15 protein-coding genes, 1 tRNA gene and 1 other RNA gene are annotated in these 15,521 nt (G+C 63.3%); 8 read left to right on the top strand and 9 right to left on the bottom strand.

Translation table 11 applies throughout. The features are described 5' to 3' along the window. Positions 1-47 precede the first annotated feature (47 nt). Complete coding sequence (msrA, locus tag AB0O52_RS12285; protein WP_364537907.1) at positions 48-572, bottom strand: peptide-methionine (S)-S-oxide reductase MsrA; 525 nt, start codon at positions 570-572, stop codon at positions 48-50. Positions 573-718: 146 nt separating this feature from the next. Between msrA and AB0O52_RS12280 the strand changes: the two genes are divergently transcribed. Beyond that, positions 719-1,636: a Nif3-like dinuclear metal center hexameric protein gene (locus AB0O52_RS12280; RefSeq protein ID WP_364537905.1), complete on the top strand. Its 918-nt coding sequence runs from the start codon at positions 719-721 to the stop codon at positions 1,634-1,636. A 101-nt stretch (positions 1,637-1,737) separates the two neighbouring features. Continuing rightward, positions 1,738-2,475: a C4-type zinc ribbon domain-containing protein gene (locus tag AB0O52_RS12275; protein ID WP_364537903.1), complete on the top strand. Its 738-nt coding sequence runs from the start codon at positions 1,738-1,740 to the stop codon at positions 2,473-2,475. Here AB0O52_RS12275 and AB0O52_RS12270 read toward each other — a convergent pair. Further along, positions 2,472-3,242, bottom strand: a complete 771-nt coding sequence (locus AB0O52_RS12270; RefSeq protein ID WP_364537901.1) for a peroxide stress protein YaaA — start codon at positions 3,240-3,242, stop codon at positions 2,472-2,474. The two genes, AB0O52_RS12275 and AB0O52_RS12270, sit on opposite strands and share 4 nt — an antisense overlap. Before the next feature lie 78 nt (positions 3,243-3,320). Here AB0O52_RS12270 and rnpB point away from each other — a divergent pair. The 4 genes from rnpB to AB0O52_RS12250 all read left to right on the top strand — a co-directional run bounded on the left by rnpB (position 3,321) and on the right by AB0O52_RS12250 (position 6,652). Beyond that, an RNA gene (rnpB, locus tag AB0O52_RS12265) (RNase P RNA component class A) lies at positions 3,321-3,712 on the top strand. Positions 3,713-3,957: 245 nt separating this feature from the next. Next, a complete protein-coding gene (locus AB0O52_RS12260) occupies positions 3,958-5,454 on the top strand; it encodes a glyceraldehyde-3-phosphate dehydrogenase (RefSeq protein WP_364537899.1) in 1,497 nt (498 codons plus the stop codon). 86 nt (positions 5,455-5,540) lie between these two features. Then, entirely contained in the window at positions 5,541-5,750 is a 210-nt protein-coding gene (locus AB0O52_RS12255) for a hypothetical protein (protein ID WP_364537897.1), read from the top strand. A gap of 104 nt (positions 5,751-5,854) precedes the next feature. Further along, positions 5,855-6,652 carry an HNH endonuclease family protein gene (locus AB0O52_RS12250; RefSeq protein WP_364537895.1) on the top strand — a complete coding sequence of 266 codons (798 nt, stop codon included), beginning with the start codon at positions 5,855-5,857 and terminating at the stop codon, positions 6,650-6,652. A gap of 21 nt (positions 6,653-6,673) precedes the next feature. Here AB0O52_RS12250 and AB0O52_RS12245 read toward each other — a convergent pair whose 3' ends face one another. From AB0O52_RS12245 to orn, 4 genes are all read right to left on the bottom strand, one after another. Then, positions 6,674-7,525, bottom strand: a complete 852-nt coding sequence (locus AB0O52_RS12245; RefSeq protein WP_364537893.1) for an acyltransferase domain-containing protein — start codon at positions 7,523-7,525, stop codon at positions 6,674-6,676. A gap of 3 nt (positions 7,526-7,528) precedes the next feature. Beyond that, the gene (gene def, locus AB0O52_RS12240) at positions 7,529-8,101 is read right to left on the bottom strand and encodes a peptide deformylase (RefSeq protein WP_364537891.1); all 573 of its coding nucleotides are present in this window, start codon (positions 8,099-8,101) and stop codon (positions 7,529-7,531) included. A gap of 124 nt (positions 8,102-8,225) precedes the next feature. After that, positions 8,226-8,298, bottom strand: a tRNA-His gene (locus tag AB0O52_RS12235). A gap of 130 nt (positions 8,299-8,428) precedes the next feature. Then, the gene (gene orn / locus AB0O52_RS12230; RefSeq protein ID WP_364537889.1) at positions 8,429-9,055 is read right to left on the bottom strand and encodes an oligoribonuclease; all 627 of its coding nucleotides are present in this window, start codon (positions 9,053-9,055) and stop codon (positions 8,429-8,431) included. A 151-nt stretch (positions 9,056-9,206) separates the two neighbouring features. Here orn and mptB (AB0O52_RS12225) point away from each other — a divergent pair, with 151 nt between their 5' ends. Then, on the top strand, positions 9,207-10,832 hold the full coding sequence (gene mptB / locus AB0O52_RS12225; RefSeq protein WP_364537887.1) for a polyprenol phosphomannose-dependent alpha 1,6 mannosyltransferase MptB: 1,626 nt from the start codon (positions 9,207-9,209) through the stop codon (positions 10,830-10,832). Here mptB (AB0O52_RS12225) and AB0O52_RS12220 read toward each other — a convergent pair. Both AB0O52_RS12220 and AB0O52_RS12215 read right to left on the bottom strand, forming a co-directional pair. After that, positions 10,816-12,069: a glycosyltransferase 87 family protein gene (locus AB0O52_RS12220; RefSeq protein ID WP_364537885.1), complete on the bottom strand. Its 1,254-nt coding sequence runs from the start codon at positions 12,067-12,069 to the stop codon at positions 10,816-10,818. The two genes, mptB (AB0O52_RS12225) and AB0O52_RS12220, sit on opposite strands and share 17 nt — an antisense overlap. 34 nt (positions 12,070-12,103) lie before the next feature. After that, the gene (locus tag AB0O52_RS12215) at positions 12,104-13,354 is read right to left on the bottom strand and encodes a glycosyltransferase 87 family protein (RefSeq protein WP_364537883.1); all 1,251 of its coding nucleotides are present in this window, start codon (positions 13,352-13,354) and stop codon (positions 12,104-12,106) included. 267 nt (positions 13,355-13,621) lie between these two features. Between AB0O52_RS12215 and mptB (AB0O52_RS12210) the strand changes: the two genes are divergently transcribed. Continuing rightward, the gene (gene mptB, locus AB0O52_RS12210) at positions 13,622-15,241 is read left to right on the top strand and encodes a polyprenol phosphomannose-dependent alpha 1,6 mannosyltransferase MptB (RefSeq protein ID WP_364537881.1); all 1,620 of its coding nucleotides are present in this window, start codon (positions 13,622-13,624) and stop codon (positions 15,239-15,241) included. 7 nt (positions 15,242-15,248) lie between these two features. Here mptB (AB0O52_RS12210) and AB0O52_RS12205 read toward each other — a convergent pair whose 3' ends face one another. After that, complete coding sequence (locus tag AB0O52_RS12205) at positions 15,249-15,419, bottom strand: DNA alkylation repair protein (protein WP_364537879.1); 171 nt, start codon at positions 15,417-15,419, stop codon at positions 15,249-15,251. Between the last annotated feature and the right edge of the window lie 102 nt (positions 15,420-15,521).

Genomic DNA, 15,521 nt, shown 5'->3' with positions numbered 1-15,521 from the left:
GAAATAGCTACTGCTGAGGTCAGCCTAACGAGCCGTGCTACACGCTGCTACGCGCGGAGCCACGAAGAGTAATATTTCCGGGCCTTGGCGAGCTTGGGGTTGATGATCACCTGGCAATAGCCTTGCTCCGGGAACTTGGCGTAGTAGTTCTGGTGGATGGATTCGGCCTCGTAGAATTCCGGCAGCCTGCTGACCTCGGTCACAATCGGCTTGGACCACAGTTTCTGGTTCCGCAGGATGGCTTCCTCGAAAAGGATCTTTTCTTCCGTGGTGGTGTAGAACATCGAGGAACGGTACTGGGTTCCGACGTCGTAGCCCTGGCGGTTGAGCGTGGTGGGATCGTGTAGTGCAAAGAACATGTCAAGGATAATGTCCGCCGGAATGATGTCCTCGTCGAAAGTCACGGCGACGACCTCCGCGTGGCCCGTCATTCCGGAGCACACATCGTAATAGTCAGGATTGCGGATATGCCCGCCCGTGTAGCCGGAAACCACCGAACTGACTCCCTTGGTCTTCTGGTAGACAGCGTCGAGGCACCAGAAGCAGCCTCCGCCAAGTACAAAAGTTTTCATGATCTCTTCAATGGCCGGGAGTCCCGGATGATTCCCGCACAACCTTACGGGACTGTGACGGCGCGGACCCGGGCAGTGGCAACAATCTCGAACCGGCCGGTTGCGGCAAGCGCGACTTGGCCGCCGGATGCGCAAGAATGTAATGCATGGAAGCTGTGAACACCTCGGTTGCAGATACAGGATCCGGCGAAGAACCGGAGAATGGCGCAGCCGGAACTCCAAGAGCCAGCACCCCTACGCTAGGTCAGGTCCTCTTGGCAGCGGAGGAGCTCTGGCCGGAATCGCTCGCCGAGGAATGGGACGAGGTAGGACTGGTGGTCGGACGGCCTACCGCCACCGTCACCAAGGTCATGTTCGCTGTGGATCCGACACTCGCCGCCATTGAAGAAGCCATTGAATGGGGTGCCGAGCTCCTCGTTACGCACCATCCTTTGCTGCTCAAGGGCGTCACCTCCGTTGCCGCCACGAGTGCCAAGGGCCTTGCTGTCCACCGGCTCATTGAGTCCGGTACCGGGTTGCTGACCGTGCACACCAACGGGGACTCCGCCGTCGGAGGCGTTTCCGATGTCCTCGCTGACGCGTTTGGACTGGACAACGTCGTGCCCCTGGCTCCTGCGGCCCACGGCCTGCCGGAAGAGGGCATCGGCCGGGTCGGCGACCTGCCCGAAGTCATGACCCTGGGAGATTTCGCCGCGCGGGTATTCGAGATCCTGCCCTCAGTGGCCGGCGGCGTGCGCGTCGCCGGGGACAAGGATGGGCTCGTGCGCCGTGTGGCCGTCTGCGGGGGAGCCGGAGACAGTCTCTTCGACGCCGTCCGTGCCAGCCAGGCAGACATCTACGTCACCGCGGATATGCGGCACCACCCCGCATCCGAGGCCCGCGAAGCTGCCGTTGACGGCAGGCCGTACCTCGTTGACGTGTCGCATTTCGCGAGCGAGTGGCTGTGGCTGCCCGCGGCGGCCGAAGCGCTCGGCAATGTGCTCGCTGACCAGGGCCACGACGTCGAGATCCGGGTGGCTACCACCAACAGCGATCCCTGGGACTTCATTCTGACTCCCGGCTAAGCGAGGCAGGGGAGCACCCCAGGCGCTAGAGTCGAGACAAGCAGGCCCAAGGCCTGGCTGGGGCTGAACATCAACCCCGGCACGATCAAGCGGAGGTAAGCGTGGCCAAGGCAGCACCGGCGGAACAGTTGAAATTGCTCGAACTGCAGGGGTTGGATGCGAAGCTCAAATCCTTGGCGAACCGCCGTCGCACGTTGGAGAACGACCCCCGCATCACCGATCTCCAGGACGCCCTCAGCGTGGCCAACGGTGCTCTCGGGACCGCGAAACTTGCCGTCCACGACGCCGAAACAGAGCTGCGCAAGTCAGAGGCAGACGTCGAGCAGGTGGCCAGCCGCATTGCGCGGGACGAGGCACGGCTGAACAGTGGGACGGGACTTTCCAAGGATCTCGTCGCACTGCAAAGCGACATCGCGTCGCTGAACAAGCGCCGCTCGGACCTTGAAGATGTCGAACTGGAAATCCTGGAACGCCTGGACGGACTCAGGGAGCGCCAAGCCGCGCAACAGCAGATAGTCGATGACATCCAGGGTTCCTTCTCCGGGATCCGTGCGGAGCTGGACGCCGCGATCGCCGAGATTGTTGCCGAAGAGGAGGATCTACGCGCTCAGCGGACCGCCTTCGCCGAAGGGCTCGACGCCGGGATGCTTGCCATCTACGAAAAGACCCTCGCCAAGCGCGGGGTGGGGGCCGCCCGGCTGTTCCACGGCAAGTCCGAAGGCTCGGGAATGACGCTCAGCCCGGGCGACCTCGCCGAGGTTAAAGCCGCTGCCGACGACGAGATCGTGTTCTGCCCCGATTCCGGCTGCATCCTGGTGCGCTCCGCCGAGTGGAACTAACTGCCTGTTTTCAGGATGATGCTGAGGGTGTGCGGCTTGCGCGCCGTGCCTTCCGTCAACTCCGCTGTCCAGATTTCCGAGGCAGCCTTGAGCAGCTGTTCGGGGGTCCCCGGTGCCTTGCCTCGACGGCTGAGCAAGTGCCGGGCCAGTTCGCCGCGGGTGTGCTTGGCGAAGTGGCTGACGACCGTGCGTTTGCCGTTGGACTCGGAAAAGACGTTGACGGAGACAGTCTGCGCCGCGGGCGGAGCCCAGGCCGCGGCGTATGTGCTCGAGCGGCAGTCCACGAGCAGCTCGCCCTCCACCCGGAAGGCGAGGGCCTGCGTAAGCTGCGGTTTCCAGAACGACGCGAGGCGCCCGACGTCGGGCAGGGCCGTTCCCATGGACAAGCGGTAGGCAGGCACGCGGTCGCCGAAGCCGATGGCGCCCCACAGGGCGGATACCACGAGGATCGACTCCACCGCCTTGCGGCGCTGTGCCGATGTCAGGGTCTGGTAGCCGAGCGCGTCGTAGAGGACACCGGAATACACCTGATGGGCAGGGGCTGCGGGTTCGGCGTGGAGCCGGGTATTGCGTTCGACGTCGTCCTTCAAGGATGCGCCCACCCCCAACAGGGCGAGGGCGTCCTCATGCGCGCTGACCAGGCCCAGCGCGTCGAGCACCTTGGCCCGGTAGCTGTTGAGTTCGGGAAAGCTCAAGGACTCCCAATCGAGGGCGGAGCCCCTCACCGCGGGGGTCTTGCCTTCGGAAGGCGGCAGCAGAATCAGCACCAGTCGATATTAGCCGCATTGCCGGGACCATTGACTGGTCGGGGTGCTGGGCCCGACGCCGGTAGACTGTAGGGCGGATGGGTTGGCTAGGCGGCCGCGCGCCACGCAAGTGGCTCGAGGAACGTCCGGGCTCCACAGGGCAGGGTGGTGGGTAACGCCCACTCGGGGTAACCCGCAGGCCAGTGCCACAGAGAACAGACCGCCCGCGCCTGCTTGTGCCAGCACGGGGAGGCAGCGGGTAAGGGTGAAACGGTGGTGTAAGAGACCACCAGCTCCCTGGGTGACCAGGGAGGCTAGGTAAACCCCACCCGGAGCAAGGCCAGACAGGACACGATTGAGGGCTGCTCGCCCGAGTGTCCGGGTAGGCCGCTGGAGGGCGTCGGCAACGGCGTTCGTAGATGGATGGTCGCCACTCCTTCGCCGGCAACGGCGCGGGAGCACAGAACCCGGCGTATCGGTCAACCCATCCCTCAGCCGTGTGTGAGTGAATTCACGCGTTCGGGCGGCCAAAGCCTCCCGTGCCAGACCTTAGAATGGACAGTGAACGTAGAAGTTCCACCGCCGGTTCTGCGTTCGCAGCCGGCGGTTTTTCTTTGCAGCGTTCGAGGTGTCCGGGCAGACCGAAGTCCCGCCGATGCCAGTGCCGCAGGATTACTCCGGGCGGCCGCCATCTACGTACGAGGACGTATGTAGCTGACCCTAGGAAGGTAGTTCTGTGAGCCAGTCATCAGATTCTTGTCTTGATACATGGATGGGCCGCGAAGCGCTGGCCGAGGCCATGATTCCGGTGATCGGCCGGCTGTACCGTGAGAACAACGTGGTGACAAGCATCCACGGGCGCAGCCTCATCAACAAGTCGTCGATGAACATCCTGAAAGCCCACCGTTTTGCGCGCCGGATGAGCAAGGACGAACTCCGGCTCGAGGAAACCGCGCCGCTACTGAACACATTGGCCGAACTTGAACTCGGGGCCGCCGCGATCGACATCGCCCGCCTGAACGAGAAGTACAAGGCCGAGGCCGCGGGCACGCCCCTGGAAGACTTCCTCCGTGCCGAACTTGCCGAGGTTGTGGGGCGCCGCGGCGCGGACGACCGGACCAGCACCGACGTCGTGCTTTACGGTTTCGGCCGCATCGGCCGCCTGCTGGCCCGCCTCCTGATCGAAAAGGCCGGCGGCGGGCACGGCCTGCGCCTGCGCGCCATCGTGGTCCGCAAGGGAGCCGAGAACGACCTCGTCAAGCGCGCCAGCCTGCTGCGGCGCGACTCCGTGCACGGTTCCTTTGAAGGCACCATCCGCGTGGACGAGGCCGCAAACACGATTACGGCCAACGGTGTCCAGATCCAGGTCATCTACTCGGACAACCCCTCCACGGTCGACTACACGGCCTTCGGGATCAAGGATGCCCTCGTGGTTGACAACACGGGCCGTTGGCGCGACGCCGAGGGCCTGTCCCAGCACCTGCAGAGCAAAGGTGTCGCGCGCGTGCTGCTCACGGCTCCGGGCAAGGGCGAGCTGAAGAACATCGTCCACGGCATCAACCACTCCTCCATCGAGGACACGGACAAGATCATTACGGCAGCATCCTGCACCACCAATGCGATCACTCCCGTGCTCAAGGCGCTCAACGACAAGTTCGGTGTCATTCACGGCCACGTGGAGACCGTCCACTCGTTCACGAACGACCAGAACCTGATCGACAACTTCCACAAGGGCGACCGCCGCGGCCGCTCGGCTGCCCTGAACATGGTCATCACCGAAACAGGCGCGGCCAAGGCGGTAGCGAAGGCCCTCCCGGAACTGCAGGGCAAGCTGACCGGCAACGCGATCCGCGTTCCCACCCCGGACGTGTCGATGGCCATCCTGAACCTGAACCTTGAAAAGGGAACCACGAAGGATGAAGTCAACAACTACCTTCGCGAGATGTCCCTGCACTCGGAACTGCGCAAGCAGATCGACTTCATCGACTCTCCCGAGGTCGTCTCCACGGACTTCGTCGGCTCCCGCCGTGCGGGCATCGTGGACGGCCTGGCTACCATCGCCAACGACAAGAACCTCGTGGTGTATGTCTGGTACGACAACGAATTCGGCTACTCCTGCCAGGTAGTGCGCGTCATGGAGGAAATGGCCGGCGTGAACCCGCCGTCGTTCCCGGCACGCAGCGTCTCCGTTGGCCTGGAGCCGAAGGCATCGCTGGAGCCGGCAGCGGTCTAGCCTGCCCTGGCCAAGGCCGGGAAAGACACAGGGTATTCCCGGCTGATGCGCTGGTATCAGCCGGGAAACCTGACCAGAATGGACGCATGGAAAGCGAAAAGATTCTGGAACATGAAACAACCCTGGAGCACGCACTGGACGTGGCGCGCGCCAACCTTAAGGAAGCCCAGCGCCTGCTTGACGAAGCCAAAGCCGCACACGCAGCGGGTGATATCTCCGAGGACCGGGTTATCCAGTTGGGGTCCCTTTTGGAGTTGGCGGCCGAAGACCTGAAACGCGTCACCAAGGAGCAGTAAGCCCGGCGCCCCGACTTCCCCTCCACACTGTGGATATCGGCATCGGCCACCTGACCCTCATCTAGTCTCAAGGGACGTAATCCTCCCCGAAAGGACACAATCCCTTGAGCACCACCTGGGCCGCCTATCGACGCGCCCGCCGCCAGTCCCTTCAGGCCTGGGTGCTGGTGATTCTCATCATCGCGGGTGGACTCGCCGGCATCGGATGGTTCTTCACCGACGGGCAGTTCGCAGGTGGCCAGGACCCGGTTAACGGGCCAACGGAAGCTCCGGTCTTCGACCCGGACTGGATGAAGCCGGTGGAAGCTGTTCAGCCCGTGCCCGTCGGTTCGGCCGTTGATGCCTTGGAGGCGCTTCCCGTGAAGGGACGGGCAGGCAAGGACAACTACGACCGCAACGAATTCGGCCAGGCGTGGCTCGACGTCGACCGAAACGGCTGCGATACAAGGAACGACATCCTGAGGCGGGATCTCACGGCGTCGGAGTTCACCGCAGGCTCCAAATGCAGGATCGCCTCCGGGGAGCTACGTGAGCCCTACGTCGGGCAGGTCATCCATTTCCGCAGGGGCTCCGAAAGCAGTTCAGCCGTACAGATCGACCATGTGGTGGCTCTCGGGGACGCCTGGCAGAAGGGCGCCCAGCAGCTCACCGCCAAACAGCGCCAAAGCCTCGCCAACGACCCCCTCAACCTCATTGCCGTTGACGGTCCCGCCAACGTGAAGAAAGGCGCGAGCGACGCCGCGAGCTGGCTCCCTGCCAACAAGGGCTTTCGTTGCCATTACGTAGCCCGTCAGGTTTCCGTCAAAGCCGCCTACCGGCTCTGGGTCACCCAGGGGGAGAAAGACGCCATAAGGCGCGTCCTGGACTCGTGCCCCGGTCAGCGGACCATCAGGGCGATGTAGCCGCCTGAGGGGGCGCCCGGGTCAGGCCTGGTTGCCCGGCGCCGGGGGAAGCACCAAGTGGCCGTGTCCAAGTTGCCAGACCCCGCCGTCGTCGATCCGTTCCAGCACCACCCGCTGAAGAGAGGTCTCGCGGGGGAGCCGATCGAGGTTTTCCAGGCCGCGCTGCCGGAAGGTGAAGTAGACGGCGTCGGCCGGAGCGTCTGAACAGCGGTCAAGGGTGAACCGGCGGGCAAAAGCGGCGATGTTGCTGTCCGGAAGTTTCCGGGCCAGATAGGGATCCAGCATCCACGAGTCGCAGCTCGCCACGGTGACCGCCTTGTCCGGGAAGTATCGCTCGAAGAACTCCCTGGCCTGGCTGAAGCTCGTGTCCACGAGGGCAGGGGAGAGGCCGCCGTCCTCGGGGATATGGACACCCAGCACCCAAGAGTCTTCAACGGCGGCTGGTCCTCCCGCGTCGCCGCGCACAAGGTGGAATTGCAAGCGGCCGATCCGGAAGATGTTTCCGGCCATGTGGAGGGTCAGCCACGCCCACGTGTCCAAGCCGAACCGTCCATGGACCCGTCGGTTGATACGAAGGTTCAGTCCTACGTCGGCCAGGATCGCGGCGGAGTACTCCGGCGGGATGCCGAGGGAAAGATGATGGCGGTGGACTACCGGCGCGAAGCGCAGGAGCGCTTCGATCCAGTCCGTTTCCGTGCAGCCATCGGCGGACGCGGACTTGCTTGGAAAGGTGCCAATTCGGGCGTGAAGGCTGGCAAGGGCCTGTCGCGTCCCGTCTCCGGGAGCTGACGCCAACAGCGAGGCACATGCCAAAGCGTCCTCGCCGTGGATGTCGAGAAGCTCGAACAATTCGTTCTGCGCGACGCCGGTCATCGCTCAGTGTCCGAAGGGGTCCGGGTCAACACCAGGCATCCAAGTCAGCCCGGGAACTCCCCAGCCGTTCTTCTTGGCCTGCTTCATCGCTTTCTTGGCGTATCGGTCAACAAGGCGGTCCACATAGAGCTTTCCGTCAAGGTGGTCGAACTCGTGCTGCATGACCCTCGCGAACCAGCCTGTCGCGACGAAGTCCACCGGTTGGCCGTCGCCGTCGAAGCCCTGGACGCGGGCCCATTCGGCCCTCTGCAGCGGGTAGTGCTCGCCGGGGAACGACAAGCAGCCTTCGACGTCTTCCTCCGGATCGGGAAGGGCGCCAGGGATCTTGGAGAGGGTGAGGACCGGGTTCACCAGAACGCCTTCGTCCGGTGCGTCGTCCTCGTTGGCGTATTTGAAGACGAAGATCCGCTTGCCGACCCCCACCTGGGGTGCGGCCAGCCCGACGCCGTTGGCGGCTTCGTTCGTCTCGAACATGTCGGCAATCAAGGTGCGCAGCTCGTCGTCGAACTCTTCCACCTCGCTCGCCCGCCGGTGAAGCACGGGCTCGCCCCAGATGGTGACTGGCAGGACGGTCATGTCAGGTGGTCCTCTGGTTCTCGGGTCTGGAATGGCCGAAATCGGCCGGAACAAAACAAAGGCCGCACTGGATATCCAGTACGGCCTTTGGCTGCGATCGATAAGCTGCTACCAATCCCATGAGGGTGAGCGACGGGGGTTGAACCCGCGACCTCCTGGACCACAACCAGGCGCTCTGCCAACTGAGCTACGCCCACCATGAGCCTTTTATGCTTTCGGAATGACCCGTTAGCTGTGAAGGCAACGACAAAAACTATACCCCGTCTTAGGGGGTGGTTTTGCCACTTTTGACCGTTTGGCTGAAAATTCCCGAAAAGGTGCCGCAGATCACGTGCTTTCCGGCGTCTCCGGTCCGGCCGCGATCTGCTTGGAAATCTTCTGTGCCGTTGCCGTATCAGGGCCAGGGGCCGGGACGAACACGGCCTCGCGGTAATAACGCAGTTCGTCGATGGAGTCCCTGATGTCACCCAGGGCGCGGTGGCCACCGTGTTTGGCGGGCGACTGGAAATAGGCGCGGGGGAACCATCGGCGCGAGAGTTCCTTGATGGTGCTGACGTCGATGACCCGGTAGTGGAGGTGTTCGACGATGTTGGGCATATCCCGCGCGAGGAACATCCGGTCGGTTCCGACTGAGTTGCCACCCAGCGGTGCCTTCTTCGGATCCGGTACCCACTTCTCGATGTAATCCATGACGATCGCTTCGGCTTCGGCCATGGTCTTGCCGTGCGGGAGTTCGTCCAGGAGTTTCGAGCGGGTGTGCATGTCGCGGACGAAGTCGTTCATCTGTTCAAGCGCGGCGTCTTCGGGTTTGATGACGACGTCGACCCCGTCACCCAGGATGTTGAGCTCCGAATCGGTGACCAAGGCCGCGACCTCGATCAGGGCGTCGTTTACCAGGTCGAGACCGGTCATCTCACAGTCAATCCAGACGATGCGTTCATTAGTAATAGGCACCCGCCAAGCCTACCGTTCGGGCGCGTCGGAAGGGTGTCGGAGCGCTCCATTCCACCTCTGCTGCTTACCGCGGCTGGTAAACTGGGCCGTTGTCGAGCGGTTGTTGCCTGCATCGATGAGCTGGACCAATGTACGTAGGGACTGGAATATCATGACGGCAGGCGGAACGGGCGTGGGCACCTCAAATAGCCGGGATGAGGCAAAGGAACCCGCGGCGCCGTCGGAGAAAGCCGCCGCGGGCCTCTATTCCCCGGACGCCGCGCGCATCGGCGGCGGCACCCCCGCCCAGATCAAGGCCTATGTGGCAATCTGGCAAGGATTTTTTGGATCCCTGATGATCTTCGTCGGCTCGATCGGTGCCGGCTGGATCGCCAACGGCTCGCCCATGTTCAGGCACCCCCTTGTCATCGCCCTGCGCACGGAGGGCTGGGGCGTGACGATCTCCACCATCCTGCTGACGGCCGGGGCCATGCTTTTGGTCAGGTCATGGTTGAGGCTCGGGCAAAGGCTCAAGGATTGGGGGCCTGGCTCGCTCAGGTCCGTGGTTGTCGCTGTTGCGGCGTGGGCGGCGCCCCTGATGTTTGCCGTGCCCATCTATTCGCGCGACGTGTACGCCTACACCGGCCAGGGCAGGCTGGTGCTGGAAGGCCAGAACCCCTACACCGCGGGCATTTCCTCGCTCAGCAACTGGTTTTCGCTGGGCGCCGATCCTGCCTGGGCTGAAGCCAAGACTCCGTACGGACCGTACTTCCTGTGGCTTGCCAGGTGGGTAGTGGGCACCACCGACGCCCAGCCCGATCTTTCTGTTCTGCTGTTTCGCGTTCTTGCGACCGTGGGAGTGCTGCTCTGCGTGGTGTATGTTCCCAGGCTCGCCGAATTGCACGGGATCAATCCCGGCCGCGCCCTGTGGATCGCGGTAGCCAACCCGCTCTTTCTCATCAGCTTCGTCGCCAGCGCCCACAATGATGCCCTAATGGTGGGCCTGGCCGTGGCCGGAATGTACTTCGCAGCTACCGGGCGCCACATCACCGGGCTTCTGCTGGTCACGGCTTCCATCGGCATCAAGCCGATCACGGTACTTCTCCTGCCTTTCATAGGCCTCATGTGGGCGGGTCCGGCAGCGAGTTGGGCCCGCAAGTTCCTCTTCTGGGGCGCGACGGCGGGGATCAGCTTTGCCGTCCTGGCAGTGAGCGGAATTCCTTACAACCTTGGCTTTGGATGGGTCTGGGCCATCCTTGACCCGACGCCCGGCTACACGGGATACTCGCCTTCGGGCTTCCTCGGCCAGCAGGTCGAAGTGATCGCCAATCTCCTCGGCCTGCCGGGATCCACCGTAGCCACTGGGCTCCGGATCCTCATGAAGTGGGCCGGAATCGGGCTGGTGGTGTTACTGATGTTCCGCGGCGACTATTCACGGCTGGTGCGGCGAGCGGCCCTGGCGTTTGCCGCCGTCGTCATGCTTTCGCCGATTATCCAGCCGTGGTACATCCTGTGGTTCATCCCGCTGCTCGCGGTCACGGGCATCAGGGACGACTGGCAGATCAAGTCCCTCTATGTCGCGGTCACGTTCTTCGTGGCCTTCGGCGCCCAGGACCAGATTTCGGTGCTGTCCTTCGTGGAACTGAACGTCAAAGTGTCCTCCCTGTCCTTCCTCGTGGCCTTGGGATTCACCGTCTACCTGATGGTGTTGGACGTTCACACGCGCAGACTGTTGATCCGTTCCACCCCTGCGCAACTGCTCCGCAGGCTTGAGCGGCGGCTCAGGCGCTCTGAATAGCGGTTCTTGCGCTGGCCTTGCGGCCCAGTTCCAAGGTCCGCTGCACGGACCACCAGAGCAGGACAACCAGAAGCACGTTCCGGGCGGTGAGCACTGTTGCCATCACGGGGTTGGCATGGATCAGCGGCGTGTAGAACAACGGGTAGATCACGAAGGTCGTCATGGCGATCCCCATCAGGAGGGCCGCGGGAACCCGCCAACGATTCCAGTCGTGGGTCAGCCCGGCGATAACCACCGGCGCGAGCCAGATGATGAATTGGGGCGAACCCACCTTGTTGAACACGATGAACGCGGTGGTCATCATGAGGGCGCCCTCGAGGAACAGCTCTTCCGCTTCGGCACCCCGCCGAAGCGCCCAAAGCAAAAGGGCAGAGCTGGCGACGGCGGCAAGCACCAGGAGCGGCTGCATCATGAATGCCGCCACATTGGCCCCCGGCCCGTATACCTCGGTGGAATTGATGGCGACATTGTCGGCAATTTTGGAACCGCCGATGTTGAGCACACTCAGCCAGACCCAAGGGGTCGAGAACGTCGCTTCAAGTTGCATGCCGCGCTCACCCTGGTTGGTCAAAAAGTCGAGGATATGCGGGAGGCCGCCGGAAAGGTAGGTGCCCAGTGTGACGGCGGCGGTTACGGCGGCGCCGCACGCGATGATCCGCAGCCTGCGGTGGCTCGCGATGATGATAGGCACCAGAACGGCGGCCGGCCAGACTTTGATCCACGTGGCGATGCTGAGGAGGATGCCCGCCGCCACGGGCCGCGTGGCGGCATACAGCAGCGCGACCAACACGATGGGTGCCGTGATGCCTTCCACGCGCGCGAAGCTGAGGTAGCCCATGAAAGCGGTGAAGAACAGCCACCACCAGGCAGGGGCAATGCCCGTTGTCCTGCGCGGGCCGCGGGTCAGGATGAACAAGCCGGCGGCATTGAGCGCGGTGATGATCAACGTCCACACCAGCAGGTATGGGCCCGGGCCCGCGATGTTGGCCAGGAAGATCGGAATCTGGGCGAGCACCGGGTATACCCAGGGGCTGATGGCTCCGTGGAGATCCGCGGGGTTGTAGCCGGCCATGGCCCACTGGCGGTACTGCTCAGTGTCGCTGAACGTGTTTCCGGACAGGAAGAAGCTTGCCATCCAGCCGAGGAAGTACACATGGATGGCGGCGAAACCCCACCAAACGCTTGAGGGACGGCCGAACCAGGCGACGGCGGCAGGCGGCAGGGCGGCGTCGCGCACGCGGGCCAGCCCGTCAAAGAATCGAACGGAAATCTCAGGACTCCTTGGCAGCGGCGGCCGGTTCGTTGGCCGGGATCTTCTTGCCCAAAAGGTACAAGCGGCGTACGGACCAGCAGAACAGGACCACCAGCAGGACATTGCGCACCGTCAACACCAGCGCCATCCAAGGGTTGTTGTGGCTGAGTGCGTCATAGAAGAGGGGGTAGATGAAGTATGTCGCCACCCCGATGGCGATCAGCATCGCCGCGGGAACCCGCCAATCCTTCCAGCTGTGGGCAAGCCCGACGGCGACAGCAGGCGCCAGCCACACCATGAACTGGGGTGAGCCGACCTTGTTGAATACGACGAAAGCCGTGGCCATGGTGAGGGATCCAGCCAGCAACAGTTCGGTGCGGTCCGCCCCGCCTGTTCGCTTGCCGTTGTGCAGTGCCCAGAAGGTCAGGGCGGCAACCAGGATGGCGGCCAGGACAAGAAGGGGCTGCATAAGGAACGACATGAAGGCCGTGCCAGGGCCATCCACCTGCATCGAGTTGATGTCGGTGTTCATGTACATTCTCGAGTCACCCACATGGAGGACCGAGAGCCACAACCATGGAGTGGTGAAGGTGGCCTCCAACTGCATGCCACGATCGCCTTGCTGGGTCAGGAAGTTGAGGAGCTTCGGCAGCTGACCTACGGCAGCCGTGAGGGCGATGACTAAGACGCTGGTGAGAATTCCGGCAGCAACCACTTTGGTTCTCTGCTTGACCACGGTGAACAGGGAGAGCATGACGGCGGCCGGCCAGACCTTCATCCAGGTGGCAATGCTCAGGAGGGTCGAGGCAATGAAAGGGTTCGAGACCCCGTACGCCAAGGCGATCAGCACGATGGGGGCAGTCAATCCGTCGACCCGGGCGAATCCGAGCCAACCCATGATGAAGACAAAGACCAGCCACCACCAGCCCGCCGGGATGGCCTCGCGACGGCGGCCCCGTCCCGTGAGCTTGGCGAGGGCGGCTCCGTTGAGCAGGGTGATCATGAGCACCCAGAGAAAGAAGAACGGACCGGGTCCGGCCACGCCCGCGACGGCCATGGGCACCAAGGCCAGAACGGGGTATACCCACGGGCTGGGCCCGCTGCTGAGGTTCTCATCCCGGAACCCGGCAGAGGTCCACTCCCGATAGATGAAAGTGTCGCTGAAGGCCTCGCCACGCAGCGAAAGAATCAGGGCGAACACGAGGAAGACCAGGTGCACGACGCAGAAGCCCACAAACAAGCCCTTGGGAGAATTGAGCCTTGCCTCCACCGAAGAGGGGAGAACACGATGCCGGAACCGTGTGAGCGCGCTGAAGAATGAGTCCGTGGAAATGGGAGGATCCTTGTCAGGTAGTTATCGTCACAGGGTGCCGTAAGAGCCCCATCCATCCTATCCCAGGCCACTTTCGCGGCCGGACCCACGGGCCGGTTGGCCCCGGGAAGCCAGGGGCGGCGATGCTACAGTTGCACTAATCCATGGCAGCCGGCAGTGCCACTTTGGCCCGGATGCGGCAGGGAACCGGACAGGATTTGTTTGATGGTGACGTCGAAGTTTCGTGAGCGTGAGGTGGGGAGTTCGTTGGCTCATCCAGAGGCGCTTGGCGATTCCAACGCCCCGGTACACGGCACTGTAATAGAGAAAGTGGCACGGAAGGCGATCCTGCAAGGGTTCGTCGGTTCGCTGCTCATGGTGGCAGGGTCGGTCGGGGTCGGCTGGCTGGCCAGTAGCAGCGCCTTGATCCGGACCCCCGTCTTCATCATGGCCAGGACGTCTCCGGTTGGAGTGATCCTCTGCACCGTAATGCTCTGTCTCGGCGCACTCCTGCTCCTGCGCTCCTGGCTTCGCATTGCCCAGCGGATCGGCGGTTGGAACCCGTCCTCGCGCCCTGTCCTTCGGCGCGCATTGTGGATGTGGGCGGTCCCGATGATGTTCAGCTTGCCGTTGTTCAGCAGGGACGCATATGCCTACATCGGCCAGGGCCGTCTCATGGAGCAGGGACTGAATCCGTACACCAACGGCATCTCAGCCCTGAGTAACTACTTTTCGCTTGGACCGGACAAATTGTGGACCGAAGCACCGACGCCATACGGTCCGCTGTGGCTCTGGATCGAACAGGGCGCCGTGTGGGTGAGCGCCAGTGTCCCCGAGCTTGCACTGATTCCCTTCCGCCTGGCTGCCCTCGCTGGGGTCATGCTGCTCGCGGTCTACGTTCCCCGCTTGGCCGCGCTCCACGGCGTGAACCCGGAGCGGGCGCTCTGGCTTGGGGTCCTCAACCCGGTTCTCCTGATCAATTTCATCGCCAGCGCGCACAACGACTCCCTGATGTTGGGACTGGTTGTTGCCGGGTTGTACTTCGCCTCCGTCAAACGGCCCGTGCTTGGAATCGTGCTGATCACGGCCTCGATCGCCATCAAGCCGATTACCTTGATTGCGTTGCCTTTTGCCGGGCTGCTGTGGGCCGGTGCCCGTGCCGGCTGGGGCCGCAGAATGCTCTGCTGGTCTGCAACGTTGGGTTTGTCCCTGGGACTGCTGGCAGCCGCAGGATTGGTGAACGGCCTGGGGTTCGGCTGGCTTGGTGCCCTCCAGACTCCCGGTGCCGTCTGGATCTGGTACGCGCCGGTGGGGTTGCTCGCACACACGGCAGGACTCGTCGTAGGGCTTTTCGGGGGTCCCGGCGTTCCCGTGACGGATGTTATCCAGACCATCGGAACAGCGGTCTCAGCGCTTGCCATCGTGTGGCTCGCCGTACGGACGCCTGGCCGCGGATTGGGTTTGCCCGCGCCGCTCGAGAACGAAACCGAGTTCAACAAGACCGTGCTTCGCCGGATGGCTTGGGCCTTCGCCGCCGTCGTCGTCCTGGCGCCGGTGATCCAGCCTTGGTACATGGTGTGGCTGCTGGTGTTCTTTACCGTGACGGGCATTGCGGACGGCGCCCAGCTTCGGACGGTGTTCTATTTGACGGCGTTCTTCACCCTCATCGCCCTGACGGACCAATTGAGTGTCTTCCCGTGGATCCCCATTGAGGTGGTGCGCGGAGTGGCCATCGCCATCGCGGTCTCCTTCATCGCCTACCTGGTGTTCTTTGACAAGAAAACCCACGTGCTCTTCCGCCCACGGCGCGGAACTTTGAAACTCAAGCTCAAACCGAAGTCCTGAACCGGATTCACCCGAGGTGTTTCAGCGCGGTCGCGAGGACCGTGCGGCGGACTGCGGGGACCCCGACACCGAGGTAGGGCATGGCTGATTTCATGTACGCCTGTGCCGCTTTCGCACGGTCCGGATCTGCCTCTGCCTGCAGGCGTTCGCGGATGATGGCGATTCTTCGGTGTTCCATACCGAGACTTTAGGACACTCCTGCGCCAGGGCGGACCCGCCGCCAGCTTGACTGGGATGGCGGCGCCCATAGAGTGGGTGGAAGAGTTCGTCCGGCGGCCGG

The sequence above is a fragment of the Arthrobacter sp. NPDC080073 genome (assembly GCF_040686575.1).
Taxonomy (GTDB): Bacteria; Actinomycetota; Actinomycetes; order Actinomycetales; family Micrococcaceae; genus Arthrobacter.
The sequence above is the reverse complement of the archived record's forward strand: the minus strand, read 5'-3'. Positions and strand labels throughout refer to the sequence as shown.

Excerpts from the sequence above, each read along its gene's own strand:
- AB0O52_RS12205 (WP_364537879.1), bottom strand. The coding sequence starts at position 15,419 with ATGGAACACCGAAGAATCGCCATCATCCGCGAACGCCTGCAGGCAGAG.
- AB0O52_RS12255 (WP_364537897.1), top strand. The coding sequence starts at position 5,541 with ATGGAAAGCGAAAAGATTCTGGAACATGAAACAACCCTGGAGCACGCA.
- mptB (WP_364537881.1), top strand. The coding sequence starts at position 13,622 with ATGGTGACGTCGAAGTTTCGTGAGCGTGAGGTGGGGAGTTCGTTGGCT.
- AB0O52_RS12280 (WP_364537905.1), top strand. The coding sequence starts at position 719 with ATGGAAGCTGTGAACACCTCGGTTGCAGATACAGGATCCGGCGAAGAA.
- mptB (WP_364537887.1), top strand. The coding sequence starts at position 9,207 with ATGACGGCAGGCGGAACGGGCGTGGGCACCTCAAATAGCCGGGATGAG.
- def (WP_364537891.1), bottom strand. The coding sequence starts at position 8,101 with ATGACCGTCCTGCCAGTCACCATCTGGGGCGAGCCCGTGCTTCACCGG.
- AB0O52_RS12245 (WP_364537893.1), bottom strand. The coding sequence starts at position 7,525 with ATGACCGGCGTCGCGCAGAACGAATTGTTCGAGCTTCTCGACATCCAC.
- msrA (WP_364537907.1), bottom strand. The coding sequence starts at position 572 with ATGAAAACTTTTGTACTTGGCGGAGGCTGCTTCTGGTGCCTCGACGCT.